This window comes from Frigoribacterium sp. Leaf186, assembly GCF_001423905.1.
Lineage (GTDB): Bacteria > Actinomycetota > Actinomycetes > Actinomycetales > Microbacteriaceae > Frigoribacterium.
In genome coordinates, this window is record NZ_LMPQ01000012.1 from 19,377 (window position 1) to 42,471 (window position 23,095).

The window sequence follows — 23,095 nt, forward strand, 5'->3', positions numbered from 1 at the left end:
ACGGAGAACGAGGTGCCTCCGCCTCGGAGGTGGCTCCGCGCCCCGCACCCACCGACGACCAGCTCGACCTGACCCTGGAGGCCACGCGATGATCACCACCCGACCCCACGACCCCGGCGTCCTCGGCGACGCGACCCGCGCCTCCTCGTCCGACGCGACCCGCGCCTCCGCGGGCGACGCGACCCGCGCCTCCTCGGCTCCGGCGACCGACTGGGCGCGCGTCGCCCGGCGGCGTCACGCGCCCGCCCCGTCGTGGGCTCCGCGTGCCCTCGCCGCCTGGGTCGCCGAACAGGTCGAGCTGCTCGAGCCCGACGGCGTGCAGTGGATCGACGGCTCGGACGCCGAGGCCGCGCGACTGACCGCCGACCTCGTCGCGAGCGGTGCCCTGATCGCGCTCGACCCCGAGCGGCGCCCGGGCAGCTACCTGGCCCGGACCGACCCCGGCGACGTCGCCCGCGTCGAGGACCGCACCTTCATCTGCACCACCGACCCCGCCGGCGCCGGCCCGACGAACAAATGGCGCGAGGCCGGAGCCATGAAGCGCGAGCTGCGCCCCTGGTTCGCCGGCTCGATGCGGGGCCGCACGATGTTCGTCGTGCCGTTCAGCATGGGCCCGGTGGGCGGGCCGCTCTCGCAGCTCGGCGTGCAGCTGACCGACTCGGCCTACGCCGTGCTCAACCTGCGCATCATGGCGCGCGTGGGCTCCGAGCCGTTGGCCGCGTTCGGAGGCGCCGAGGGCGAGGTGCCGTTCGTCCGCGGCGTGCACAGCGTCGGCCACCCGTTGCGCGACGACGACGGCACCACCCGAGACGACGTCGCCTGGCCCTGCAACGACACGAAGTACATCACCCAGTTCCCCGACACGCGCGAGATCTGGTCGTTCGGCTCGGGCTACGGCGGCAACGCCCTGCTGGCCAAGAAGTGCTTCGCGCTGCGCATCGCGTCGACCATGGGGCGCGACGAGGGCTGGCTCGCCGAGCACATGCTGCTGATCCGGGTCACGAGCCCCGAGGGGCGGGCGTTCCACGTCGCCGCGGCGTTCCCGTCGGCCTGCGGCAAGACCAACCTCGCGATGATGCAGCCGACCCTGCCCGGCTGGCGGGTCGAGACCCTCGGCGACGACATCACCTGGATGAAGCCCGGCCCCGACGGCCGGCTCTGGGCGATGAACCCCGAGACGGGCTTCTTCGGGGTCGCCCCCGGCACCGGCGAGACGTCGAACCCCGTCGCCGTCCGCACCCTGCACGCGAACACGATCTTCACGAACGTGGCGCTGACCGACGACGGCGACGTCTGGTGGGAGGGGCTGACCGACGAGGCGCCCGAGCACCTGACCGACTGGCGGGGCGACGACTGGACCCGCGCCTCCTCGACCCCGGCGGCCCACCCGAACTCGCGCTTCACGGCACCCGCCGAGCAGTGCCCGTCGCTCAGCCCCGACTGGGACGCGTTCGACGGCGTGCCCCTCGACGCGATCGTGTTCGGCGGACGCCGTGCCACGAACGTGCCGCTCGTGACCGAGGCCCGGTCGTGGCGGCACGGCGTGTTCGTCGGCGCGACCGTGGCGTCCGAGCAGACCGCCGCGGCCGAGGGCGTCGTCGGCGAGCTGCGTCGCGACCCGTTCGCGATGCTGCCGTTCTGCGGCTACGACATGGGCGACTACTTCGCGCACTGGCTGCGGCTCGGGGCGGCGCTCGGCGACCGGGCGCCGCAGGTGTTCCAGGTCAACTGGTTCCGCAAGGGGGCCGACGGGGCGTTCCTCTGGCCGGGCTTCGGCGAGAACTCGCGCGTGATCGCCTGGATCGCCGGTCGCCTCGCGGGCACCGCCGACGCCGTCGAGACGCCGCTCGGCCTCGCCCCCGCACCGGGAGCCCTCGACCTCGACGGCCTCGACCTCACCGAGGAGGCGCTGGCCGAGTCGTTCGCGGTGCCCACGGACGCCTGGCTCGCCGAGTGCGACCTCACCGACGAGTTCTTCGACCGGTTCGGGTCGACGCTGCCGACCGCGCTGCGCGACGAGCTGGCCGCCCTGCGCGCCCGGCTCGAGACCGCCGCTGGCGCGGCCGTGCCGACCGCGGGTGCGGCCGGCACGCCGGCCGGCTGACCGCACCGACGACTCCCGCCGCCCGTGATCAGCGGGTGACGGGCCCGGGGCTCCGCGTCGTGGGGACGCGGGGCCCCTTCACACGACACCGCACCGCGTTTCGTGCACCGCACCCGGACTAGTCGGGGTGCGATGCACGAAACGCGGTGCGGTGCGGTGCGGTGCGGTGCGGTGCGTCGTCGGCTCAGCCCGACGCCGACGCCTAGCGGCGCGTCGGGTCGTCCGCGTCCTTGGCGACCGTGACCTTCTCGCCCTCGATCTCGTCGCGCTTGGCCTTCTGGGCGTCGCCGCGGGTCTTGGCGAGGCTGGCGATCGTGGCGACGGTGATGGTCGCGCCGATGAAGAGCAGTGAGAACCAGATCGGGATCTCGGGCACCCACAGCAGCGGCTCGCCGCCGTTGATGAACGGCACCTCGTTGACGTGCAGGGCGTGGAAGACCAGCTTGACGCCGATGAAGGCGAGGATGATCGCGAGGCCCTGCGACAGGTAGACGAGACGCTCGAGCAGGCCGCCGATCAAGAAATACAGCTGGCGGAGGCCCATCAGGGCGAAGGCGTTGGCCGTGAAGACGATGTACGCCTCGTTGGTCAGGCCGTAGATCGCGGGGATCGAGTCGAGCGCGAAGACCAGGTCGACGAAGCCGATGGCGATGACGCAGAGCAGCAGCGGCGTGACAAAGCGCTTGCCGCCCTTCTTGACGGTGAACTTGTCCTCGTGGAACTCGTCGTCGACGGGCAGGATGCGGCGGGCGATCTTGACGAAGGCGTTGTCGGCTGCGTTGCCGCCGTGGTCGCCCTTGATCTGCTGGTAGGCCAGCACGAACAGCAGGGCGCCGAACAGGTAGAACACCCACGAGAAGTTCTCGATCAGTGCGGCGCCGGCGGCGATGAACCCGGCGCGCATGATCAGGGCGATGACGATGCCGATCATCAGCACCTTCTGCTGGTACATGCGCGGCACGGCGAACCCGGTCATGATCAGCAAGAACACGAAGAGGTTGTCGATCGACAGGGCCTTCTCGGTCAGGTAGCCGGCGAAGTACTCGCCGCCGTAGCCCCAGCCGCTGACGAACCCGATGCCGACGCCGAACAGCAGCGCGAGCCCGATGTAGAACGCCGACCAGCGGGCGGACTCGCCGATCGTGGGCTCGTGCGGCTTGCGCACGTGGGTGAAGAACTCGAACACGAAGAACGCGATGGTGACGGCGATCGTGATGAGCCAGGTGGTCAGTGAGACGTCCACGGGGGTGCTCCGGGTGGGTCGGGCTGATGAGGCGGGTGGGACGTCGACGCGATCGGCCGACGCCGGGCAACATGCTCCTGAGAGAACGGTACGTGGGTGCGTGCTGGGGGCGAGCCCTCAACCGACCGTGACCCTCCTGAGAAGCTGCAGGGAGCGCAAGAACCCGACCGCCCAGGAGGCGCGGCTCGGCGACCGCCTCACCGTCGCGTCAGGTGCACCCCGGCCAGCATGCAGCGCACCGATCCACCGGCGAGCTCGATCGTCGACACCTCGAGCGGCAGGGGCCGGGCGTGCCGCGAGACGGCCCGCCGCTGCGCTGCGGTCAGGGCGGCCCAGCCGCGGGCGGAGATCGCCAGCACGGGCCCGTCGGCCCCCCGCAGTTCGAGGGCGTTGCCGGCGAACTCGCCGAGCTGGTCGCGGCCCAGGGCGACCACCTCGCGTCCGGAGGCCGTCAGGCGCTCGACCACGCGCCTCCGTTCGCTCGTCGACTCGATCGACTCGAGCCCGACCAGGGCGAAGCGCGACGCCACGCTCATCATGACGTTGGTGTGGTAGATCGGCACGCCCTCGGCGTCGGTCGCGGTGAAGGCCAGCACGTCGAGGCCGAGGTCGGCGCAGACCACCGCGACGGCGGCCGGGTCGGCCCGCTGCGACAGGGCGACGTAGGCGACGCGGTCGACGTGGTCGACGACGAGTGCCCCGGTGCCCTCGACCACGCGACCGGCGCGTTCGAGCGGGGAGTGGTCGAGCACGTCGGTCACGGAGTACCCGTCGCACAGCAGGTCGACGACGTCCGCGCGCCGTTCGCCCCGCCGGTTCGGCGAGTGCATCGGGTAGAGCACCACGCGGCCGTCGCCGTGGGTCGAGAACCAGTTGTTCGGGAACACCCCGTCGGGGCGGTCGGCCCGCACGTCGTCGACGAGGTGCACCGTGACGCCCGCCGCGCGCAGGGCCACGGCCGCCCGCGTGACCTCGGCGGCCGCCCGAGCGGCGAGCTCGCCCCGGGTCGCGTCGACGTCGGCGGGGTCGGTCTGGAACGCGTTGTCGGCCGCGGTCTGCGGGTTCGGCGTGAAGTGGTGCGGTCGCACCATCACGACCGCGGCGGGGGACTGCGTGGTCAGCCGCGCCTCCTCGTCGGCGCTTCGGGTGCGCGAGGAGGCGCGGAGCTCGGGGGGCGACACCGGCCCCGGCGCCCCCGTCGCGGCCGACGGCGAGGCCGGTGCGGACGACGAGGAGGCGCGGGGCGGGCGGGCGAGGATCGTCACGACGGTCTCGGTGCGGCTCGGGGCTCGGGCTGGGCGTCCGGCGGGTCAGACGCCGACGGGCCGACGGGCGGCGACGAGTCCGAAGAGGTCCTTCGGGTCGTCGGGGTCGGCGACGAGGTCGATCTCGACCGCGTAGTCGGTGCCGACGACGTCGTCGCGCAGGTACTTGAGGGCGCAGACGTCCTCGATGGCGAAGCCGACCGAGTCGAAGATCGTGATCTGGTCGTCGCTCGTGCGCCCGGGGCGGCGGCCGGCGACGACCTCCCACAGCTCGGTGACGGCGAAGTCGGCGGGCTGGTGCTGGATCTCGCCCTCGACGCGGGTCTGCTCGGGGTACTCGACGAAGACGTCGGCGCGGCGCAGGGTGGCGGGGTCGAGCTCGGTCTTGCCGGGGCAGTCGCCGCCGATCGCGTTGACGTGCACACCGGGACCGACGGCCTCGTCGGGCAGCACGATCGCGTTCTGCTTGTCGGCGGTGCAGGTCGTGATGACGTCGGCGCCGCGGGCCGCCTCACCCGGGCTCGTGCACACCGTGATGTCGAAGCCGAGCGGTTCGAGGTTGCGGACGAACTTCTCGGTGGCGCGCGGGTCGACGTCGAACACGCGGACCGTCTCGAGCCCCAGCGAGGCACGCATCGCCAGCGCCTGGAACTCGGCCTGCGACCCCGCCCCGATCAGGGCGAGCACGCGCGAGTCGGCCCGGGCGAGGCGCTTGGCGGCCATCGCGCTCGTGGCGGCCGTGCGCAGCGCGGTGAGGATCGTCATCTCGGCGAGGAACGTCGGGTAGCCCGTGTCGACGTCGGCGAGCACGCCGAACGCCGTGACGGTCTGGTAGCCGCGCCCGGGGTTCGACGGGTGGCCGTTGACGTACTTGAAGCCGTAGGTCTCGCTGTCGCTGGCGGGCATCAGCTCGATGACGCCGATGGGGCTGTGCGAGGCGACGCGGGGCGACTTGTCAAAGGCGGGCCAGCGGGCGAAGTCGCGTTCGAGGGCGGTCACCATGCCGCTGGTGATCGGGCCGACGCCACGGTCGGTGACCCACCGGATCATGTTCTGCACGTCCACGAAGCGCACCACGGCGACCTCCTCCTGCTCGGCCCGGATCGGTCTCACGTCCGGGTGGCACCACGCTAGGACTGGGCGATGTGCAGCCACAATCACCATCGAGCGTCATTCCGCACGCCGTGACAGACGATCTGCGCACCCGTGCTGTACGTTCCGTGTCATGGCCGATCTCGACGAACTGGACCGCCGCCTCCTCGCCGCCCTGCGGGTCGACGCCCGCGAGTCGGCGGCGAGCCTGGCGCGGCGGCTCGGCGTGACCCGGGCGACGGTCACCTCGCGGCTCGACCGGCTCGAGGCGTCGGGTACCGTGCTCGGCTACACGGTGCGCGTGCGCGAGGCCGACGACCCCGACCTGATCCGGGCCGTCGGCTTCATCGAGATCGAGGGGCGCTCGACCGACCACGTCATCCGGCAGCTGCGGGGGTTCCCCGAGGTGGCGTCGCTGCACACCACCAACGGCGGCTGGGACCTCGTCGCCGAGCTGCGCACGTCGTCGCTCGGCGAGTTCGACCGCGTGCTCGCGCGCATCCGCAGCGTCGAGGGCGTGGTCAACAGCGAGACCAGCCTGCTGCTCAGCTCGGTGCTGCGCTGACCCGGCGACCGTCCGGCACCTGAGCTCAGACCGCGCCGCGCCTCCCGGCGACGATGCTCTTGAGGGCCTCGTCGAGATGCGGGTGGACGAAGTCGTAGCCGCCCTCGACCAGTCGCTCGGGCAGCACCCACCGGCTCTTGAGCACGAGCTCGGTCTCGGTGCGCAGCACGGCCGTGCCGAGCTCGAGCATCCAGCGCCAGGCGGGCAGGCCGAACGGCACGCCGAGCACGCGACGCAGGGTGCGCATCATGCCGCGGTTGTCGCTCGGGTTCGGGGACGACAGGTTCAGCACGCCCTCGAGCGTCTCGTCCGCCCGGGCGAACCGGATCGCCCCGAGCACGTCGTCGACGTGGATCCAGCTGAACTTCTGGCGCCCGCCCCCGCGGCCCTCGCGGTGGTACGTGCCTGCCGCGAGCCGCGCCCGGGTGGCCGGCCACGGGCCGTCGAGCTGCGGGCCGCCGAGCCCCGCCCGCACGAGGTTCATCAGTGGCACGAGCGCGCTGCCGTCGCCCAGCACGATCGCCATGCGGAGGGCGACGCGGCGGGTCGCGGGCAGCTCGCCGGCGAAGAACTCGGCCTCCCACGAGGTGGCGACGTCGACCGAGAACCCCGAACCGATCTCGCCGGTGGACTCGGTCATCGGGCGGTCCTCGGCGTGGCGGTAGATCGTCGCGGTCGACGAGTTCATCCAGACCCGGGGAGGCGCGGTGCAGGCGAGCACCGCCTCCCTCAGTTCTCGCGTCGTCTCGACGCGCGACCGCATGATCTCGGCCCGGTTCTCGGGGCCGTAGCGGCAGTTCACGCTCTTGCCGGCGAGGTTGACGAGCAGGTCCGAGCCCTCGAGCAGGGCCGTGATCGCGGCGGTGTCGCCCCACGAGGCGTCGGGGCCGTGGCGGCCGATCAGGCTGACGCGGGCACCCTCGGCGCGGAAGGCCGCGGCGAGGTGCTGGCCGATGAAGCCGCTGGCTCCGGCGAGGACGATGTGGTCGGTCATGGGCGGGGTCCTCGTCGGTGTGGCTGGGTGGGGTGCTGCTCGTCGGCGGACCCGACGGGGTGCGCGAGGTCGTCGGCGACGACCTCGTAGTCGAAGTGGCCGGTGTACTCGTACAGACGGCCGAGGGCGGGGGAGTCGAGCACGACCGAGACGCGCTGTCGCCCCACCGACTCGTCGAAACTCTCGTGCAGCGTGACGCGGGGGGCCACGACGCGGGGGACCCGCAGGCGCACCGGGCCGAGCCGCAGCGCCGTGCTCGTCGAGACCATCGTCAGCGCCCCGTCGACGACGGTCGCCCGCAGGCGCGCCGACCAGCGCCGTCGGTGGCCGAGGTGGTCCTCGAGTCCGTCGCCGCGGGCCGCGATCTCGTCGACCATGCGGCGCGACCCGTCCGCGAACGCGAAGGTGCGGACGGCGGTGACGGCGACCGCCCCGCTCGCGGTGGTCGAGGGTCGGTTCTCGACGCGGAACGGCACGTCGCGGCGGTCGACCGCGAACAGCACGCCCTGACGGCCGAGCACCCACAGTGCGGGCCAGAGCCAGCGCCTCGGCGTGCCCACGACGGTGAACGTGCCCCGGCCCCGGCCGACCGAGCCCGCGGGGACGGCCGAGAAGTACGGCCGGAGGCGCGGGTGCAGCCGGTCGAGCGCGTCACCGGTCGCGGCCTCGTACGGGGAGCGCGCCACGGTCATGACCTCACGCTAGGGGACCGACCGGTCGACGGGCCGGGGTTGCCTCGACGTCGAGAAGTCCTCACCTGTTTGTCGTGACCATCGGCCGGCGGCCCGCGCGCGCCTCCTCGGGGCAGCCGGGGCCTCCATCAGGAGGCGCGCGCCCGTTAGCCTCGTCGGCATGAGTCACCCCCTCGTCACCGTGACCGAGCTCGCCTCGACCCTGCAGCGTGGCGGCGTCGTCCGCCTGCTGGACGTCCGGTGGCGGCTGGACCGCCCGGACGGCCGCCCGGCCCACCGCGAGGGCCACCTGCCCGGGGCGGTCTACGTCGACCTCGACACCGAGCTGGCCCGACACGGCGACCCGGTCGAGGGGCGGCACCCGCTGCCCGACCGGGCCGACCTGCAGGCGGCGGCCCGTCGGTGGGGCATCGACGACGGCGACGCGGTCGTCGTCTACGACGACCTCGGCGGGCAGTCGGCCGCGCGCGCCTGGTGGCTGCTGCGGGCCTCGGGGCTGGCCGACGTGCGCCTGCTCGACGGGGGGCTCTCGGCCTGGCGCGAGGCGGGACTCCCGCTCGAGCAGGGCGACGTGGTCGCACGACCCGGCGGCGTCACGCTCGGCGACGACCCGTGGCCCGTGATCGACGCCGACGAGGCCGCGACCTGGCCGCGCACCGGCGTGCTGGTCGACAGTCGGGCGGCCGAGCGCTACCGCGGTGACGTCGAACCCGTCGACCCCCGGGCCGGCCACGTCCCCGGGGCCGTCAACCTGCCGACGGGCGGCAACCTCGACGACTCGGGTCGGTTCGTCGACGCGGCCTCGTTGCGGGCTCGCTTCGAGGATGCGGGGGTTGGGCCGTCGACGCCCGTGGCCGTCTACTGCGGGTCGGGCATCACGGCGGCGCACAACGCCCTGGCGGCGACGATCGCGGGGTTCGAGCCCGTGCTCTTCGCGGGGTCGTGGAGCGCCTGGTCGAACGACCCGGCCCGTCCCCTCGCGACCGGGGACCGCCCCGGCTGAGGCATGGGCTCACGGGCGGTCAGTCGGCGTGACCGGGCGCGGGCGCGGCGGACCGGTCGTCGACCACGGCGTCGACGGCGGTGCTCCGCACGGCGTCGATGCCGTTCATGGCCGACCCCTTCTGCTTGTAGCCCTCGGACGAGGCGATGACCTCGCCGTTGCTCGCCGTCAACACGAAGCGGTACTCACCCGAGGCGTCCTGGGTGACGATGAACTTGCCTGCCATGGGTGGCCCCTTGCCCGATGTGGTCCACGCGCTCTGCGTGGCGACAGCATAGGGCCGACGCCCGACGGGTGGCCCGCTCGACCGAGGACCCGCTCTACGGATGGGGACACCGTGGACGGTTTGACATGTGACATGTCATGCGCCAGACTGGCCTGGTCGGTGTGATCGCCTCGAGCCCCGTTCCCCCCTCCGGGGCTCGGCGGTCGCACCGACCCGTCTCGGCGGCCGGTCCGTCCGGGCACACGAGGGCGCCCGGCCCCGGATGGCAGTCTCGGGGGCGGGCGCCCTCGTCGCCGGCTCAATTGGCCAGCAGGTCTCGTCGCCGGCTCAGTCGGCCAGCAGGACGGCCATCGCGCTCTTCAGCGACTCGCGGTCGCGACGGAGCTTCGCGACCTCGGCCTCGAGTTCGGCGACGCGCTCGGCCGTGGCGGCCGAGCCCGACCCCGGCGGGCGGCCCCGACGCGGGGTCGACGCCGGCGCCGCGGCCGCGTCGTCGTCCGCTTCGGCGTCGAGTTCGCGTTCGACCGCGTCGTCGGGTGCGGGCGTCGGCACGATCGAGCGCTCGTGGGCTCGGATCCAGCCGCGCAACGACTGCTCGCCGACCTCGAACTCGGCGGCCGTCTCGCGGATGATGGCCCGGTTGCCGGGCTCGGCCTCGCGACGTTCGAGCACCCGGGCGAGCGACTTCTCGCGGGTCTCGTCGCTGTACTTCTGTTCGAAAGGCATGTGCGCTCCTGATGTCGAGACACGGTGTCGTGTCGGCTCATTGAATAGCCCCCGTGATGACCGTACTGCACGTTGACGTGTCGGCGCGCGGTCATGACGCCAACTCACATAACCGATCGTGTCGCGCATGATGACGGCTCATGTAACACGTCGTGCGATGAACGACAGGTGCTGTCGAGTGGCCCGCCGTGCCGCACGTCACCGGCCCCGACGACTCGCGGCCGAATGTCCCGGCCTCCGGGAATCGTCGGGGCGGACCGCTTAAGGTGTCAGGGTGTGGCGAGCCGACAGACAGCATGACAACGACGACGACGAGAACGACTCCGTCGCCGTCCCGACCGGCGCGCCCACGGGCGTGATCGCACCTCACGCCGTCAGCCTCGGTCACCCGGGGCAGTCCCTGGGCAACGTGGCCGAACCCGTCTGGAACACCTGGCGCGAGTCGCTGCGACGTGTGGGCGGCCCGTCCGCCCTCTTGCACTTCGGTGACTCGCAGCGGTCCCGCATCGAGCTGAGCACGACGCACCCGGGTGGGCTCGCGCAGTTCATCACGGGCAAGACGACGTTGCTCTCGAGCCTGATCCGCGACGACCTGGCCCTGCGCACGGCTCGCGCGGCCGCCGGCGAGATCGCGGCCAAGGGGCTCGAGCTCAGCACGGTGCGCGGCATCGACGCCGTCCACCTGGCCATCGGCGTCGCCGCCTGGTCGTTCGCCGGCGAGGACTTCCGGGCCCCCGTGCTGCTGCGTCCCCTGGCGATCCGCCGTCACGGCCGCGACTTCGAGGTGAAGCTGCTCGGTGAGCCCTTCCTCAACCCGGCCCTGGTCGACGCCCTGCACGACCAGTTCGGCATCACGCTCGACGCCGAGTCGTTCGTCTCGCTCGCCAGCCGCGAAGGGTCGTTCACCCCCAACCCGGTCATCGACCGCCTCCGGGGCCTGACCGCACACCTCGAGTGGTTCACCGTCCAGCCGCGACTGGTCGTCTCGACCTTCGCCGAGGTCTCGACCGAGATGGCCCTCGACGCCCGCGAGCTGGGGCACCCCGTGCTCGACGCCCTCGCCGGCAACCCCCTGGCCGTCCGTCAGGTCGAGCAGGCGTACCGCCCGACGACGGCGACCCCGCAAGACGAACGCAGCCCCGAGACCGACACGCTGCTGCTCGACGCCGACCCCGAGCAGGAGAACGTCGTGGCGCAGATCGCCGCCGGCAACTCGGTCGTCGTCAAGACGCTGCCCGGCACCGGCGGCACCCAGACCATCGTCAACGCCGTCGGACGCCTCGTCTCGCAGAACAAGCGGGTCCTCGTGGTCAGCGCGCGGCGGGCCTCGCTGCGCGGCATCACCAGCCGTCTCGCCGACATCGGGCTGCCCGGCGTGGCCGTCAGCCCGACCACCCTGCGTCGCGACGTGATCCGTTCGATCTCGCGCAACGAGAAGGCCACGCACCCGCAGATGGGCGAGGTCGACGACGCCCTCGTGCGCCTCCGCAAGGTGCTCGTCGACTACCGGGGTGCGCTCAGCCGCCGCGACCCCGAGCTCGGCGTCTCGGTGCTCGACTGCCTGACCGAGCTGTCCCGCCTCGCGCTGTTGCCGGCCGCTCCCGCCACGACGGCGCGCCTCAGCCGCCGCAGCATCGCCGCCATGGTCGATGGTCGGGGCCGCGTGGCCGAGACGATGGTCGGCGCGGCCAACCTCGGCGAGTTCAAGTACGGGCCGGGCGACTCGCCCTGGTATGGCGCGCGCTTCACCGAGAGCGTGGGGGCGGGCGACGCCCACCAGCTCGCGAAGAACCTGCACCACCGCGACCTGCCCCGCCTGCTCGAGCGGGCGACCGACGTCATCGGCAGCACGCGCATGCGTCCGTTCGAGAGCATCGCCGAGCTCGGCGTCTACCTGCGCCTGCTCACCGAGATCCGCGACACCCTCGACAAGTTCCTGCCGGTCGTCTTCGACCGGTCGGTCGCCGAGCTGGTCGCCGCGACGGCGCCCAAGCGCGAGGCCCCCGACATGTCGAGCGCCAACCGTCGTCGGCTGAAGAAGCTCGCCCGCGAGTACGTGCGGCCCGGCGTCCACATCGCCGACCTGCACGGTGCCCTGCAGCGCATCCAGCAGCAGCGGGTCGTCTGGCAGCGTTACGTGTCGGCTGGCACACCGCCCGAGGTGCCCACGGGAATCGCCGACACGCACGTGCTGCACCAGCAGGTCTCGCAAGACCTCGAACGCCTCGACGGCCCCCTCGGGCTCTCGGGCGACGACGGGCTCACCGAGATCGGCGTCGTCGAACTCCAGCAGCGGCTCGAGGCCCTCGCCGCCGAGAGCGACGTGCTGCAGAACCTCCAAGAGCGCACCGAGCTGATGACGACGCTCCGCGACCTCGAACTGACGCCGCTGATCACCGACCTGGCCAACCGGCACGTGCCAGAGCACCAGGTCGCCGCCGAGCTCGAGCTCGCCTGGTGGCGCTCGGCCCTCGAGTCGCTGCTCGAGGCCGACCGGGCGTTGCTCGGCGCCAACACCGCGATGCTCGACCGGCTCGAGGCCGACTTCCGCCTCGTCGACGAGGCGCACGCCGCCGGCAGCGCCCAGCTGCTCGCCTGGTTGCTGGCCGAGAACTGGAAGATCGGTCTGGTCGACTGGCCCGACGAGGCCTCGGCCCTCAAGGGCCTGCTGCGGCAGGGCCACCTGACGGCGCGCCTGCTGCACGACGCGGCGCCGCACCTGTCGCGTGCCATCGCACCGGTCTGGGTCGCGTCGCCCTACGAGGTGCACACGATCGCCGACACGGTGCCGTTCGACACCGTCGTGCTCGTCGACGCCGGCGCGACCACCCTCGCCGAGAACGTCGGGGCGATCCGTCGCGGCAAGCAGACGGTCGCCTTCGGCGATCCCGTCACGCAGACGCCCTCCGAGTTCGACATCGGGGTGCTGCCGGGCAAGCCCGTGGCCGACGCCGACGAGGAGAGCCTCGCCGCCTCGCACTCCGAGAGCGCCCTGGCTCGTCTCGCGACCCTGCTGCCGACGCTCTCGCTGACCCGCAGCTACCGGGCCGGCGGAGAAGACCTCGCCGAGCTGGTGAACCGCCGCTTCTACGGCGGTCGGATCGAGTCGCTGCCGTGGGCCGGCAGCTTCCTCGGGCACGGCAGCATCGCGCTCGACTACGTCTCGGGCGGCACCGCCGTGCCCGACCCCGAGTCGGGTGCCGTCGAGAGCGTCGACGCCGAGGTCGACCGCGTCGTCTCGCTCGTCCTCGAGCACGCCCGCACGCGCCCCAGCGAGTCGCTCATGGTGCTGACGGCCTCGGCCAAGCACGCCGTCCGCGTGCAGCAGGCGGTGCTCACCGCGGTGTCGGGCCACAAAGACCTGACCGAGTTCGTCGTCGGCGACCGCAGCGAGCCGTTCATGGTCGCCACGCTCGAGCAGAGCGTCGCCCAGAGCCGCGACCACGTCGTGTTCTCGATCGGCTACGGCCGCACGCCGCACGGCCGCGTGCTGAGCGACTTCGGTCCGCTCGGTCAACCGGGTGGAGAACGCCTGCTCGCCGTCGCCATGACGCGCGCCCGCCGGTCGATGGTCATCGTCACGTGCTTCCAGCCGGGCGACATCGACTCGAGCCGCATGGGGCACGGCACGGTCGCGCTCAGCGAGATCCTCACCGAGGTGCAGGCCCGCACCACCGCCGAGCACGTCCCCGACGACAGCGAGCCGATGCTCGTCGACCTCGCCCGCCGACTCGAGGCGAAGGGCATCCCCGTCGCCCTCGGGCACCGCGGCAAGCTCGGGCTGGTCGCCGCCCACGACGGCGTCTGCGTCACCATCGAGACCGACACGACGCTGTCGCGCGCGAGCCTCCGCGAATCGTTGCGCTCGCGTCCCGAGGTGCTGCGCCGACTCGGCTGGCACTACATCCGGGTGCACGCCTTCCAGCTCTTCACCGACCCCGACGCGGTGGCCGAGCGCGTCGCCGATGTCCTCGGCATCGGTGACGCGAACACCCACGAGGTGCCCGCCCTGTCGGCCAGTCAGCACGTCAACCGTCGATGAGCTCAGGAGGCGCGGCGTCCGACGGCGACGCCTCCGACGCCCTCGAGACGGCCGAGCCCCGGCCCCTCGTGGTGCGTCGACGGGCCGGCCGCCGCGTCACCACCGACCCCGTCCCGGGCAGCGATCCGACGCCGGCGCCCGAGCCCGCGCGCCAGGGGTCGAGCGAGAACGACCAGCGCCTGCGCGCCGACGTCCCGCCCCACTGGGGCTGAGCAGGCCGCGCCGGGCCGAGCGCCCGACACGACGAACCCCGGATGCGACGACGAACCCCGTCGTGTCGGGGTTCGTCGTCGCATCCGGGGTTCGCGGGCGGCGGGCGCCCGGTCGGCGCCTCGGGCGTCAGCGGCTGCCGAGCGGACCGTTCTCGCTCTGCGGGTCGCGCGACTCGAGCACCGGCGCGGCGTGCGAGCCGGTGCCCGTCGCGGGCGTCGCCTGGGCGCGCAGCAGGTCGCGGATCTCGCTCAGCAGCTCGACGTCGGTCGGCGGCACGTCGGCCGGGGTCTCTTCGGCCTTCTGCTTGGCGAAGGTCCGCTTGAGCAGGTTGTTGACGGGCAGCACGAGCACGAAGTACACGACCGCGGCGATGATCAAGAACTGGATCGCCGACCCGATGACGGCGCCGAACATGAGCTTGGCCTGACCACCGCTCAGCGTGGGGATGGTGACGATGAGAGCTTTGTCGAGCATGGTCGCGTTGAACGCCGCGCCGATCAGCGGGTTGAACACGTTCCTCACGAGCGACGTCACGATGGCCGTGAAGGCCGCTCCGATGACGACCGCGACCGCCAGGTCGATGACGTTTCCGCGCAGGATGAACTCTTTGAAACCCTTCACGGGCGACTCCTTCTGGTCCGACGAGATGAGTTTCTCGACGTACAGCCAACCACGGAGGCGCGCGGCCGTGGTCGCGCCCGTCGCCTCGGCGGGTCAGGACGAGCGGGACGACCCGCTCGACGAGCCCGAGCCCGAGCCCGAGCCGGACGAACCGGAGCCGGAAGAGCCGGAGCCGGAGCCGGAGGAGCCGGAGCCGGACGAACCCGACCCCGACGAGCCGCTGCCGGACGAGGACGAACCCGACCCGCTGCCCGAGGCGCCCGACGAGGACGAGCCGCTCGCGCCTCCTGAGCCCTTGTCCGACGAGGTGGACGACGAGCCCTTGTCGCCCGAGCCCGAGCCCGAGCCCGAGGTGCTCTTCGAGCGCGAGTCGGTGCGGTAGAAGCCCGAGCCGTTGAAGGTGACGCCGACGGGGCTGAAGACCTTGCGCAGCTTGCCCTGGCAGACCGGGCACACGGTGAGGGTGTCGTCGGTGAACGACTGCACGATGTCGAACGCGTTGTCGCACTCGGTGCAGCGGTACGAGTAGGTGGGCACGGAGGCGCTCCTGGGGGAAGGCGAGTCTAGAACTCGTGGATGCCGGAGGGGGTGACGACGCCGTCGACGGGTTGGTCGTGCCGCTCACGGGGCACCGACTCGACGTACTCGGGGTCGAACACCACAGCATAGACGGGCGGGCGACGCTCCATCGAGCCGAGGGTCTTGTCGAAGTAGCCCCGGCCCCAGCCCATGCGCATGCCGCCGTGGTCGATCGAGGCGGCGGGCACGACGATCAGGTCGACGTCGTTGATCGCCATCGGGCTGAGCACCTCGCCGACGGGCTCCGGCAGGTCGAACAGGCCGCGCCGCTCGCTCTCGCCGTCGCCGACCGCCCAGTCGAGCAGGCCGTCGGCGCGGGTGATCGGGAACAGCACGCGGATGCCGTTCGCGAAGGCCCAGTTCAAGAACGGGCGCGTGTTGGGCTCGACGTCGGTCGACAGGTAGGCGGCGATCGAGCGCACCGACAGGCTCGTGGCGAGCTCGGTGAGGTGCTGCGTGATGCCCTCGGTCGTGCTCTCTCTCTCGTGCGCACCGAGGGTGCGACGCTTCTGGCGGATCTCGGCTCGCAGGGCGCGTTTGGCGTTGCCGACGTCGTCAGTCATGACGTCGATCTTAACCGTCCGACTATTAACCTCCGTGAAACGTCGGGGATGGTTACGCTGACCCGCATGGGCTTCACGATTTCTAAAGCAGTCATTCCCGCCGCGGGTCTGGGGACACGGTTCCTTCCCGCCACGAAAGCAATGCCGAAGGAGATGCTGCCGGTCGTCGACAAGCCGGCGATCCAGTACGTCGTCGAGGAGGCGGTCGCCGCCGGCCTCACCGACGTGTTGATGATCACGGGGCGCAACAAGAACGCGCTCGAGAACCACTTCGACCACGTCAGCGAGCTCGAAGAGACGCTGCGGAAGAAGGGCGACCACGACAAGCTCGCCAAGGTCAACCAGTCGACCGACCTGGCCGACATGCACTACGTGCGTCAGGGCGACCCGCTCGGCCTCGGCCACGCGGTGCTCCGGGCCAAGATGCACGTCGGTCGCGAGCCGTTCGCCGTGCTGCTCGGTGACGACATCATCGACGCACGCGACCCGCTGCTCACGCGCATGGTCGAGGTGCAGGGGCAGAAGAACGCCACCGTCATCGCCCTGCTCGAGGTCGACCCCTCGCAGACCCACCTCTACGGCATCGCCACGGTCGAGAAGACCGACGAGGACGACGTCGTCAAGGTCACGGGCCTCGTCGAGAAGCCGGCTCAGGGCGAGTCGCCCTCGAACCTGGCCATCATCGGCCGCTACGTCATCCGCCCCGAGGTCTTCGACGTCCTCGAGAAGCAGGAGCCCGGCAAGGGCGGCGAGATCCAGCTGACCGACGCCCTCATGAAGATGGCCGGGGCCGAGGAGTGGACCGGCGGCGTGTACGGCGTCGTGTTCCGTGGTCGTCGGTACGACACCGGTGACAAGCTCGACTACATCAAGGCCATCGTGCAGCTCGCCAGCGACCGCGACGACATCGGTGGCGAACTGCGCCCGTGGTTGCAAGAGTTCACCGCCGGGCTCGAGAAGTAAGCAGGCGACACGTTCCGTGACGAGCATCCCCACGTTGACGGAGGGGGCGGTGACCATCCGCCCCCTCCGCCTCCGTGACACCCGCGACCTCGACCAGGCCCTGATGGAGAACCGGTCGTGGCTGCGGCAATGGGAGGCCACCAACCCGAACGGTTTCACCAGCCACGACGTCCGCGGCAGCATCCGCTCGCTGCAGACCAACGCCCGTGCCGGCCTCGGGCTGCCCTTCGCCATCGAGCTCGACGGCCGCTTCGTCGGCCAGCTCAACGTCTCGGGCATCGCGTACGGGTCGCTCGGTTCGGCCACCATCGGCTACTGGGTCACCCAGGGTGCGGCGGGCCACAACGCGACGCCGACGGCCGTCGCCCTCGCCACCGACCACTGCTTCCGGGCGCTGGGCCTGCACCGCATGGAGATCTGCATCCGGCCCGAGAACGCGCCGAGCCTGCGCGTGGTCGAGAAGCTCGGCTTCCGCTACGAGGGCCTGCGCCGCCGGTACATCCACATCAACGGCTCGTGGCGCGACCACTTCTGCTTCGCGCTGGTCGCCGAAGAGGTGCCAGAGGGCGTGCTGCGTCGCTGGACGACGGGCACCGTGCCGATCGGCCAGGGCAGCGTGCCGGCCGACGCGCTGGCCGAGGCCGGGCGCGCGCTGCCGCTCTAGCCGGCCCGGCCCCGCGGGGTCGCCGGTCAGCTCCCCGGGGCGGATCCCCCGCACGACACGCGGACACACCTGTCGATCAGCGGCTCCGGGGCCCCGCCCCCTCATACCTTGGTCACCATGAACATCGAGTCGTGGGGTGGAGGCGTCGTCCTCGCTCTCGTCGCCGCGCTCTGGCTCGTCTACCTCGTGCCCACCTGGCAGCGCCGACGCGAGTACCTCGCGACCGAGCGCAACGCCGTGCGGCTGCAGCAAACGTTGCGCATCCTCGCCCAGACGGCCGAGGTGCCCGACGAGGTGCGCGTCGAGGCGAACGCGCGGTCGGTCGCCGACGCCCAGAAGATCCTGCGACACGAGGAGGCGCGGCGCGAGGCCCTGAGGCGGGCCCACGAGGCCGCGCGGCAGCGTGCCGTCACCCGCGAGCTCGCCGCGGCCGCCCCCGTGCTGCGGGCCGCCGACCGCGACCCCGCCCTCGCCGCGCGTCGGCTGCGTCGCTCGCGGCTGGTCTCGACCGTCGTGCTCGCGCTCAGCGTGGTGGCCGTCGTCGGGGGAGTCGCCGCGGGCCTGACGTCGTCGTGGGTGCTGGTCGTCGCCGGGGTGGTCTTCGGTGGCGGGTCGATCGCGATGCTGGCCCAGCTGGCCGCGGTCTCGCGCGCTCGTGCCCGTCGGGCCGTCGTCGCTCCCGTGGCCCAGCCGCTCAAGGACTTCTCCGGGGTGATGGGCGAGGGCGTCGTCGTCCGCGACGACGAGGCCACGGCCGAGTCGCGCCTCTGGACGCCCGTGCCCGTGCCGAAGCCGCTCTACCTGCGCCGCGGGCGACAGCGGCCCGCCTCGCCCGTCACGACGGTCGACCCGGCCGCCGAGCTGCAGCGGGACTCCCGTCGCTCGGTCGAGTCGCTGCGGGCGGCACAGCACGACGCCCTGCGCGAGGCCGCGCGGGCCGAGGCCGCGTTGCAGTCGACGCGACGGGCTCCGGTGACCGTCGCCGCGCCTCCTGCGCCGGCCGCGTCGGCTGACGCCGCCTCGGCCGCCCCTGCCGAGGAGGCGCGGGTCGAGCCGGTCGCACCGCCTCGCCCCCCGAGCCGCTTCGCCCGGATGGGCATCATCGACGAGCTGCCGCAGTCCGCCTTCTCGCTCGACGAGGCCCTGCAGCGCCGCCGCGCCGTCTGACCCGCGCCGCACCCCCTCGAGCGGCGGGGAACCCCTGCCTCGGCAAATCGCTCTGCGCCGGTCGGCGGGGTCCGGGCCGTCGGTCGGCGAGTTCATCCGGGTGTCGCCGAGGTGCTATCGTGGCAGAGCAGTTTCTGGGGCTATGGCGCAGTTGGTAGCGCGTCTCGTTCGCAATGAGAAGGTCAGGGGTTCGAATCCCCTTAGCTCCACCAGACGAAGGCCCGGGTCGACCACGACCCGGGCCTTCTGCGCACCGGGTGCGCCTCGAGACCTCTGGCCGGGGCGATCTGATGGATCCGCTGTGAGCGGGTGCGGCCGGGGTGGGGCGGTCGTAGCATCCCGGCATGTCCCTCGCAGTCAGCATCGTGCAGCACGAAGAGCACGACCACCCGGTCTGGTACCTGCACTACTCGTACGCGCGCAGCCTGCCGGGCGCGCCGGCCCGCGGGCCGTACCACTCGCGACTCGACGCGGAGGAGGCGCTGCACCACCTCCGTGACGCCGCCCACATGTACGGCGAGTTCGAGTTCTCGGTGCTGCCCGCCTGATCGCGCCGTAGCGACGGAGACCCGCCCGGAGGCCTCGCTCGGAGGCGACCCAGGCCGTGCCTCCTCCGCGCCCCATGCCGCGCCTCCTCGGCGACCGGCGCCGCACCTCCTGCACCATGATGGTCGGGTGCCTCCGACGACCCCGACCGACGACCCGACGCCCCACCTGACGACCGACCCCGAGCTGCTGGCGCGGTTGCGGGGCGACCTGGCCGCGTCCGGGTTCACGGTCGAACGGCTGCAGGGCGCCGACGCCTGGGGTTCGCACGCCGGTGCCGCGCTCTTCCGCGGCGAGCGGGTCGCCGCGAGACGCGCCCTCGCCCGGAGCGCAGCCCGCGACGAGACGGTGCGCCCGGCCGCCACGCTTGCCCTCCTCTTCGTGCTCGGCTACGCGCAGGCCGCCGAGGTCGTCGCCGAGGCCCTGCCGACCCTCGGGGTCGACGGTGCGGTCTCGCTCGGTCTCGTGGCCCACGACGGCGACGTGGTGCGGGCGCTCGTCGACCTCCGCCCCTACGCGTTCGTCGACGCGTCGGGCGAGGCGAGCTGGTGGATCGCCTCCGACCTGGGCGAGCTCGTGGTCGAGGGGGCCCTGCGCGAGGACCACGTGCTCGGGGTCGGGGGAGCCTCGGCGACGTTGGCCGGCCTCATGGTCTCGCGGCAGGTCGACCGGGCGCTCGACCTCGGCACGGGGTGCGGCATCCAGGCGCTGCACGCGGCACGGCACGCGCGACACGTCGTCGCCACCGACATCTCGCGGCGCGCCCTCGACTTCGCCGCGTTCAACGCCGCCCTCAACCTGGTCGACGGCATCGAGCTCCGCCTCGGCAGCCTCTTCGAGCCGGTCGCCGGCGAGACCTTCGACCACATCGTGTCGAACCCGCCGTTCGTCATCACGCCCCGCGTCGAGGGCGTGCCCGAGTACGAGTACCGCGACGGCGGCATGGTGGGAGACGACCTCGTCGCCTCGGTCGTCGAGGGGCTCGGTCGACACCTCGCGCCGGGCGGCGTCGCGCAGCTGCTCGGCAACTGGGAGTCCGGAGGCGCGGGTGCGGTCGCCGGCAAGCGGGGCGCGTACTCGGTGGCCGGCTGGGCCGCCCGGGGCGACGTGCCCGTCGACGTCTGGGTGGTCGAGCGCGAGGTGCAAGACCCCACCGCGTACGCCGAGACCTGGATCCGCGACGGCGGCACGCGCCCGGGCACCCCGGACTTCGAGCGGCTCTACGAGGCGTGGCTCGGCGACTTCGAGGCCCGGGGCGTCGTCGAGGTCGGTTTCGGTTACGTCACCGTGAGGCGACCGGCGGACGACGCGAGCGCGCCCGTGGTGCGCACGGAGCGCCTCCTGGGCGGGCTCGGCCAGAACGACGTCGGCCTCGGTGCCCACCTGCTCGGCACGCTCGAGGCGATCGACCTGCTGCGCGGACTCGACGACGAGCAGCTGGCCGGCCGACGCCTGGTGGTCGCAGGCGACGTCACCGAAGAACGTCACTACTGGCCCGGCAACGACGACCCCACCGTGATCTCGCTGCGCCAGGGCGGGGGCTTCGCCCGGACGGTCGAATCGGGCACCGCGCTCTCGGCGTTGGTCGGAGCCTGTGACGGCGAACTCAGCGTCGACGCCATCGTCGGGGCCCTCGCCCAACTGCTCGGGGTCGACGAGGCCGGTCTCCGGGCCGAGCTGCTGCCCCGGGTGCGCGGACTCGTGACGATCGGCATGCTGCGCGCCTGATCGCGGCCGCCTGACCGTGCCCGCCTGGGCGCGCCCGACTGATCGTGCCCGCCTGGGCGCGCCCGACTGGGCGCGCCCGCCGGGCGACGCGTCAGCCGCGGTGGTTGCCGGTGCGCTCGCCCCACTCGCGCCACGAGTACTCGGGCACGAAGCCGAGCAGGTCGCGGGCCTTGTCGCTGCTGAGCAACGGCTCGACGCCCTCGACGGCCCGGCGCTTCTCGACCTGCGGCCAGTACTGCTCGGCGAGCACGGCCGTCGGCGTGTTCATGACGGTGTCGGACGCCGCGATGATGAACGCCTCGAAGCCGACCAGGTCGCTCTCGAGCGCCTTGCGGACGGCCTGGGCGCCGTCGCGGGCGTCGATGTACGAGAAGAGGTTGAAGGTGCGCTTCTCGGGGGTCTCGTCGAAGGGGTACTCCGAGTAGTCGCCGTCGTCCATCACGTTCGAGAAGCGCAGGCCGATCAGCTTGAGCTGACGGTCCCAGCGCGTGAAGTGCCGCGCCATCTCTTCTTCGACGGCCTTGCCGAGCGAGTACGACGACTCGGGGCGCACCGGGTACTCCTCGTCGAGCGGCAGGTACGGCGGGTCGATGTCGAACGGGATGCCCAGCAGCGTCTCGCTCGAGGCCCACACGACGTTGCGGATCTTCGCGGCGCGGGCTGCGGCGAACACGTTGTAGCTCGAGGTGACGTTGTTCGTGAACAGCGCCGCGTTGGGCACGAGGCCGGGTGCGGGGATCGCGCCGAGGTGCACGACGGCGTCGATGTGGTCGTACCGGTCGTCGACGCTCGTCAGGGCCTGGGCGACCTGGCCGTAGTCGGTCAGGTCGACCTTGACGAAGACGACGCCCTCGACGGGGTCGGGGCTCGGGACGCGGTCGAGCAGGACGACCTCGTAGCCGTGCTCGGCGAGGTGGCGCACGACGGCGCGACCGAGCTTGCCGCTGCCGCCGGTGACGGCGACTCGGGTGGTGGGGGTGCGGGGAGACGACATCGTCGGCCCTTTCTGCCGGGCGCCCGGCGGGTCTGGAGGCGCACGGGTCGGGCTGCGCGCCTCCTGACGTTTCTACTAGGCCGGGGCCGTCCGCGGTCGGTCCGCGCCGAGCGTGTCACCCAGGAGGCGCGGTGCCGGCCCCGGTCCGCTGGGAGCCGTGTCGGCGGTGGCGGGTAGCTTCGGCCTGACCGGGTCGACCGTCGGCCCCCGAGAGAGGCCCCCATGAGCACCCACACCGACCCCGCGCAGCACGACGCCGACGACCACACCGACCCCGCGGCCGTGCACGGCGACAGCCCCGAGCCCGTCGAGGTGCACGGCGACTCCGCCGCCGACGAGGCCGCGACCGAGGGTGCGGTCGACCAGATCGACGACCTGCTGGGTGGGCAACAGCCTTTGCGCTGACGTTCGGTCGGCCCCCGCGAACCCGTCGCGGCCGTCGCGGCCGTCGCTCAGGCGATCGGCTGCAGCGAGTGGAAGGCCGTGTCGTGGTAGACCAGCGGCGACGCCGAGCCGTCGACCTCGGCGCCGAGCACCTGCAAGATGACGACGAGGTGGTCGCCCGCTGGAACCTCTCGGTGCACCACGCACTCGAGGCGGAGGGGGGTGCCCGTCAGCAGGACGGCCCCGTCCGGGGTCGTCGTGTACGCGACGTCGGCGAACCGTGCCGCGCGGGTCCGCGACGACAACCGGAGGCACAGCTCGCCCTGGTCGGCCGCGAGCACCGACACCCCCAGGGTCGGGGCCTCGCGGAGGCGGGCCCAGGTCGCGGAGTCGTCGCGTGCCGAGAACGTGACCATGGGCGGGTCGAACGAGGCCCCGACCGTGAAGCTCGAGACGACCATGCCGTCGGGGCCGGCCGGGCCGGTCGCGGCCAGGGCGGCGACCCCGCTCGGGAAGACGGCGAAGGCCGAGCGGTCGACCGGGGCGAGCGTCGTGGTGAGGGTCATCGGGGCTCCCGTCGACAGATGTGAACCAGTTGGTTCACCGCGACGGTAGCTCGTGGGTGTTTCGTCCGGATTACGCGTCCGTCCAATCACCTGCAAGTCACCCACCACGTCCGGTGCCGTCCGAGGTACGGTGTAGTGCGCTCACCGGCTGGTTA

Annotated in this window: 23 protein-coding genes and 1 tRNA gene; 12 read left to right on the forward strand and 12 right to left on the reverse strand. The window is 72.5% G+C overall.

All coding sequences use genetic code 11. The features are described from left to right. Positions 1–88 precede the first annotated feature (88 nt). Positions 89–2,104 (forward strand): phosphoenolpyruvate carboxykinase (GTP), encoded by a 2,016-nt coding sequence (locus tag ASG05_RS13220; protein ID WP_082486794.1) that lies wholly within the window; start codon positions 89–91, stop codon positions 2,102–2,104. 202 nt (positions 2,105–2,306) lie between these two features. Here ASG05_RS13220 and ASG05_RS13225 read toward each other — a convergent pair whose 3' ends face one another. The 3 genes from ASG05_RS13225 to ASG05_RS13235 form a co-directional block, all read right to left on the reverse strand. Next, complete coding sequence (locus tag ASG05_RS13225; protein ID WP_056261785.1) at positions 2,307–3,347, reverse strand: TerC family protein; 1,041 nt, start codon at positions 3,345–3,347, stop codon at positions 2,307–2,309. Positions 3,348–3,544: 197 nt separating this feature from the next. Continuing rightward, positions 3,545–4,612, reverse strand: coding sequence for a citrulline utilization hydrolase CtlX (gene ctlX / locus ASG05_RS13230; RefSeq protein WP_200936868.1), 1,068 nt, complete (start codon positions 4,610–4,612; stop codon positions 3,545–3,547). Positions 4,613–4,657: 45 nt separating this feature from the next. After that, positions 4,658–5,689 carry an ornithine cyclodeaminase gene (locus tag ASG05_RS13235; protein ID WP_304437645.1) on the reverse strand — a complete coding sequence of 344 codons (1,032 nt, stop codon included), beginning with the start codon at positions 5,687–5,689 and terminating at the stop codon, positions 4,658–4,660. A 148-nt stretch (positions 5,690–5,837) separates the two neighbouring features. Between ASG05_RS13235 and ASG05_RS13240 the strand changes: the two genes are divergently transcribed. After that, the gene (locus ASG05_RS13240) at positions 5,838–6,269 is read left to right on the forward strand and encodes an Lrp/AsnC family transcriptional regulator (protein ID WP_056261788.1); all 432 of its coding nucleotides are present in this window, start codon (positions 5,838–5,840) and stop codon (positions 6,267–6,269) included. Between the two features lie 25 nt (positions 6,270–6,294). On the opposite strand, the gene ASG05_RS13245 is transcribed toward ASG05_RS13240, so the two are convergent. Both ASG05_RS13245 and ASG05_RS13250 read right to left on the reverse strand, forming a co-directional pair. After that, on the reverse strand, positions 6,295–7,263 hold the full coding sequence (locus ASG05_RS13245) for an epimerase (protein ID WP_056261791.1): 969 nt from the start codon (positions 7,261–7,263) through the stop codon (positions 6,295–6,297). Then, complete coding sequence (locus ASG05_RS13250; protein ID WP_056261794.1) at positions 7,260–7,955, reverse strand: DUF4166 domain-containing protein; 696 nt, start codon at positions 7,953–7,955, stop codon at positions 7,260–7,262. Before ASG05_RS13250 ends, ASG05_RS13245 begins: the two co-directional genes overlap by 4 nt. Before the next feature lie 160 nt (positions 7,956–8,115). Between ASG05_RS13250 and ASG05_RS13255 the strand changes: the two genes are divergently transcribed. Then, entirely contained in the window at positions 8,116–8,958 is an 843-nt protein-coding gene (locus tag ASG05_RS13255) for a sulfurtransferase (RefSeq protein WP_056261797.1), read from the forward strand. 19 nt (positions 8,959–8,977) lie between these two features. Here the strand turns inward: ASG05_RS13255 and ASG05_RS13260 are convergent, their stop codons facing one another. Continuing rightward, positions 8,978–9,184: a DUF1508 domain-containing protein gene (locus tag ASG05_RS13260; protein WP_056261800.1), complete on the reverse strand. Its 207-nt coding sequence runs from the start codon at positions 9,182–9,184 to the stop codon at positions 8,978–8,980. A gap of 327 nt (positions 9,185–9,511) precedes the next feature. After that, on the reverse strand, positions 9,512–9,910 hold the full coding sequence (locus tag ASG05_RS13265; protein ID WP_056261803.1) for a hypothetical protein: 399 nt from the start codon (positions 9,908–9,910) through the stop codon (positions 9,512–9,514). A 274-nt stretch (positions 9,911–10,184) separates the two neighbouring features. Here ASG05_RS13265 and ASG05_RS13270 point away from each other — a divergent pair, with 274 nt between their 5' ends. Then, positions 10,185–13,952 carry an ATP-binding protein gene (locus tag ASG05_RS13270; protein ID WP_056261807.1) on the forward strand — a complete coding sequence of 1,256 codons (3,768 nt, stop codon included), beginning with the start codon at positions 10,185–10,187 and terminating at the stop codon, positions 13,950–13,952. After that, entirely contained in the window at positions 13,949–14,164 is a 216-nt protein-coding gene (locus ASG05_RS13275; protein ID WP_056261810.1) for a hypothetical protein, read from the forward strand. Before ASG05_RS13270 ends, ASG05_RS13275 begins: the two co-directional genes overlap by 4 nt. A 127-nt stretch (positions 14,165–14,291) precedes the next feature. Here ASG05_RS13275 and mscL read toward each other — a convergent pair whose 3' ends face one another. From mscL to ASG05_RS13290, 3 genes are all read right to left on the reverse strand, one after another. Continuing rightward, on the reverse strand, positions 14,292–14,786 hold the full coding sequence (gene mscL / locus ASG05_RS13280; protein ID WP_056261814.1) for a large conductance mechanosensitive channel protein MscL: 495 nt from the start codon (positions 14,784–14,786) through the stop codon (positions 14,292–14,294). 93 nt (positions 14,787–14,879) lie between these two features. Next, positions 14,880–15,323 (reverse strand): FmdB family zinc ribbon protein, encoded by a 444-nt coding sequence (locus ASG05_RS13285; RefSeq protein WP_056261817.1) that lies wholly within the window; start codon positions 15,321–15,323, stop codon positions 14,880–14,882. A gap of 26 nt (positions 15,324–15,349) precedes the next feature. Beyond that, the gene (locus tag ASG05_RS13290; protein WP_056261822.1) at positions 15,350–15,928 is read right to left on the reverse strand and encodes a 5-formyltetrahydrofolate cyclo-ligase; all 579 of its coding nucleotides are present in this window, start codon (positions 15,926–15,928) and stop codon (positions 15,350–15,352) included. A gap of 66 nt (positions 15,929–15,994) precedes the next feature. On the opposite strand from ASG05_RS13290, the gene galU reads away from it, so the two are divergent. From galU to ASG05_RS13320, 6 genes are all read left to right on the forward strand, one after another. Further along, the gene (gene galU, locus ASG05_RS13295; RefSeq protein ID WP_056261825.1) at positions 15,995–16,891 is read left to right on the forward strand and encodes a UTP--glucose-1-phosphate uridylyltransferase GalU; all 897 of its coding nucleotides are present in this window, start codon (positions 15,995–15,997) and stop codon (positions 16,889–16,891) included. Positions 16,892–16,907: 16 nt separating this feature from the next. Further along, entirely contained in the window at positions 16,908–17,555 is a 648-nt protein-coding gene (locus ASG05_RS13300) for a GNAT family N-acetyltransferase (RefSeq protein ID WP_056261830.1), read from the forward strand. A 117-nt stretch (positions 17,556–17,672) separates the two neighbouring features. Beyond that, positions 17,673–18,722: a hypothetical protein gene (locus tag ASG05_RS13305; protein WP_082486867.1), complete on the forward strand. Its 1,050-nt coding sequence runs from the start codon at positions 17,673–17,675 to the stop codon at positions 18,720–18,722. A gap of 136 nt (positions 18,723–18,858) precedes the next feature. Beyond that, a tRNA-Ala gene (locus tag ASG05_RS13310) sits at positions 18,859–18,934 on the forward strand. A gap of 132 nt (positions 18,935–19,066) precedes the next feature. Further along, entirely contained in the window at positions 19,067–19,270 is a 204-nt protein-coding gene (locus ASG05_RS13315) for a hypothetical protein (protein ID WP_056261837.1), read from the forward strand. 127 nt (positions 19,271–19,397) lie between these two features. Then, positions 19,398–20,996 carry a methyltransferase gene (locus ASG05_RS13320; protein WP_369814059.1) on the forward strand — a complete coding sequence of 533 codons (1,599 nt, stop codon included), beginning with the start codon at positions 19,398–19,400 and terminating at the stop codon, positions 20,994–20,996. A 91-nt stretch (positions 20,997–21,087) separates the two neighbouring features. Here ASG05_RS13320 and ASG05_RS13325 read toward each other — a convergent pair whose 3' ends face one another. After that, positions 21,088–21,990 carry an NAD(P)-dependent oxidoreductase gene (locus ASG05_RS13325; protein WP_056261840.1) on the reverse strand — a complete coding sequence of 301 codons (903 nt, stop codon included), beginning with the start codon at positions 21,988–21,990 and terminating at the stop codon, positions 21,088–21,090. Positions 21,991–22,212: 222 nt separating this feature from the next. On the opposite strand from ASG05_RS13325, the gene ASG05_RS13330 reads away from it, so the two are divergent. Further along, positions 22,213–22,395 carry a hypothetical protein gene (locus tag ASG05_RS13330; RefSeq protein ID WP_056261843.1) on the forward strand — a complete coding sequence of 61 codons (183 nt, stop codon included), beginning with the start codon at positions 22,213–22,215 and terminating at the stop codon, positions 22,393–22,395. Between the two features lie 47 nt (positions 22,396–22,442). Here ASG05_RS13330 and ASG05_RS13335 read toward each other — a convergent pair whose 3' ends face one another. Continuing rightward, positions 22,443–22,940, reverse strand: a complete 498-nt coding sequence (locus tag ASG05_RS13335; RefSeq protein ID WP_056261848.1) for a flavin reductase family protein — start codon at positions 22,938–22,940, stop codon at positions 22,443–22,445. Between the last annotated feature and the right edge of the window lie 155 nt (positions 22,941–23,095).

Bases quoted from the DNA above. Each gene is read 5' to 3' on its own strand.
- galU (WP_056261825.1), top strand. From the start codon at position 15,995: ATGGGCTTCACGATTTCTAAAGCAGTCATTCCCGCCGCGGGTCTGGGG.
- ASG05_RS13290 (WP_056261822.1), bottom strand. From the start codon at position 15,928: ATGACTGACGACGTCGGCAACGCCAAACGCGCCCTGCGAGCCGAGATC.
- ASG05_RS13220 (WP_082486794.1), top strand. From the start codon at position 89: ATGATCACCACCCGACCCCACGACCCCGGCGTCCTCGGCGACGCGACC.
- ASG05_RS13265 (WP_056261803.1), bottom strand. From the start codon at position 9,910: ATGCCTTTCGAACAGAAGTACAGCGACGAGACCCGCGAGAAGTCGCTC.
- ASG05_RS13245 (WP_056261791.1), bottom strand. From the start codon at position 7,263: ATGACCGACCACATCGTCCTCGCCGGAGCCAGCGGCTTCATCGGCCAG.
- ASG05_RS13325 (WP_056261840.1), bottom strand. From the start codon at position 21,990: ATGTCGTCTCCCCGCACCCCCACCACCCGAGTCGCCGTCACCGGCGGC.
- ASG05_RS13250 (WP_056261794.1), bottom strand. From the start codon at position 7,955: ATGACCGTGGCGCGCTCCCCGTACGAGGCCGCGACCGGTGACGCGCTC.
- ASG05_RS13330 (WP_056261843.1), top strand. From the start codon at position 22,213: ATGAGCACCCACACCGACCCCGCGCAGCACGACGCCGACGACCACACC.
- ASG05_RS13315 (WP_056261837.1), top strand. From the start codon at position 19,067: ATGTCCCTCGCAGTCAGCATCGTGCAGCACGAAGAGCACGACCACCCG.
- ASG05_RS13255 (WP_056261797.1), top strand. From the start codon at position 8,116: ATGAGTCACCCCCTCGTCACCGTGACCGAGCTCGCCTCGACCCTGCAG.
- ASG05_RS13305 (WP_082486867.1), top strand. From the start codon at position 17,673: ATGAACATCGAGTCGTGGGGTGGAGGCGTCGTCCTCGCTCTCGTCGCC.
- ASG05_RS13335 (WP_056261848.1), bottom strand. From the start codon at position 22,940: ATGACCCTCACCACGACGCTCGCCCCGGTCGACCGCTCGGCCTTCGCC.
- ASG05_RS13260 (WP_056261800.1), bottom strand. From the start codon at position 9,184: ATGGCAGGCAAGTTCATCGTCACCCAGGACGCCTCGGGTGAGTACCGC.
- ASG05_RS13275 (WP_056261810.1), top strand. From the start codon at position 13,949: ATGAGCTCAGGAGGCGCGGCGTCCGACGGCGACGCCTCCGACGCCCTC.
- ASG05_RS13240 (WP_056261788.1), top strand. From the start codon at position 5,838: ATGGCCGATCTCGACGAACTGGACCGCCGCCTCCTCGCCGCCCTGCGG.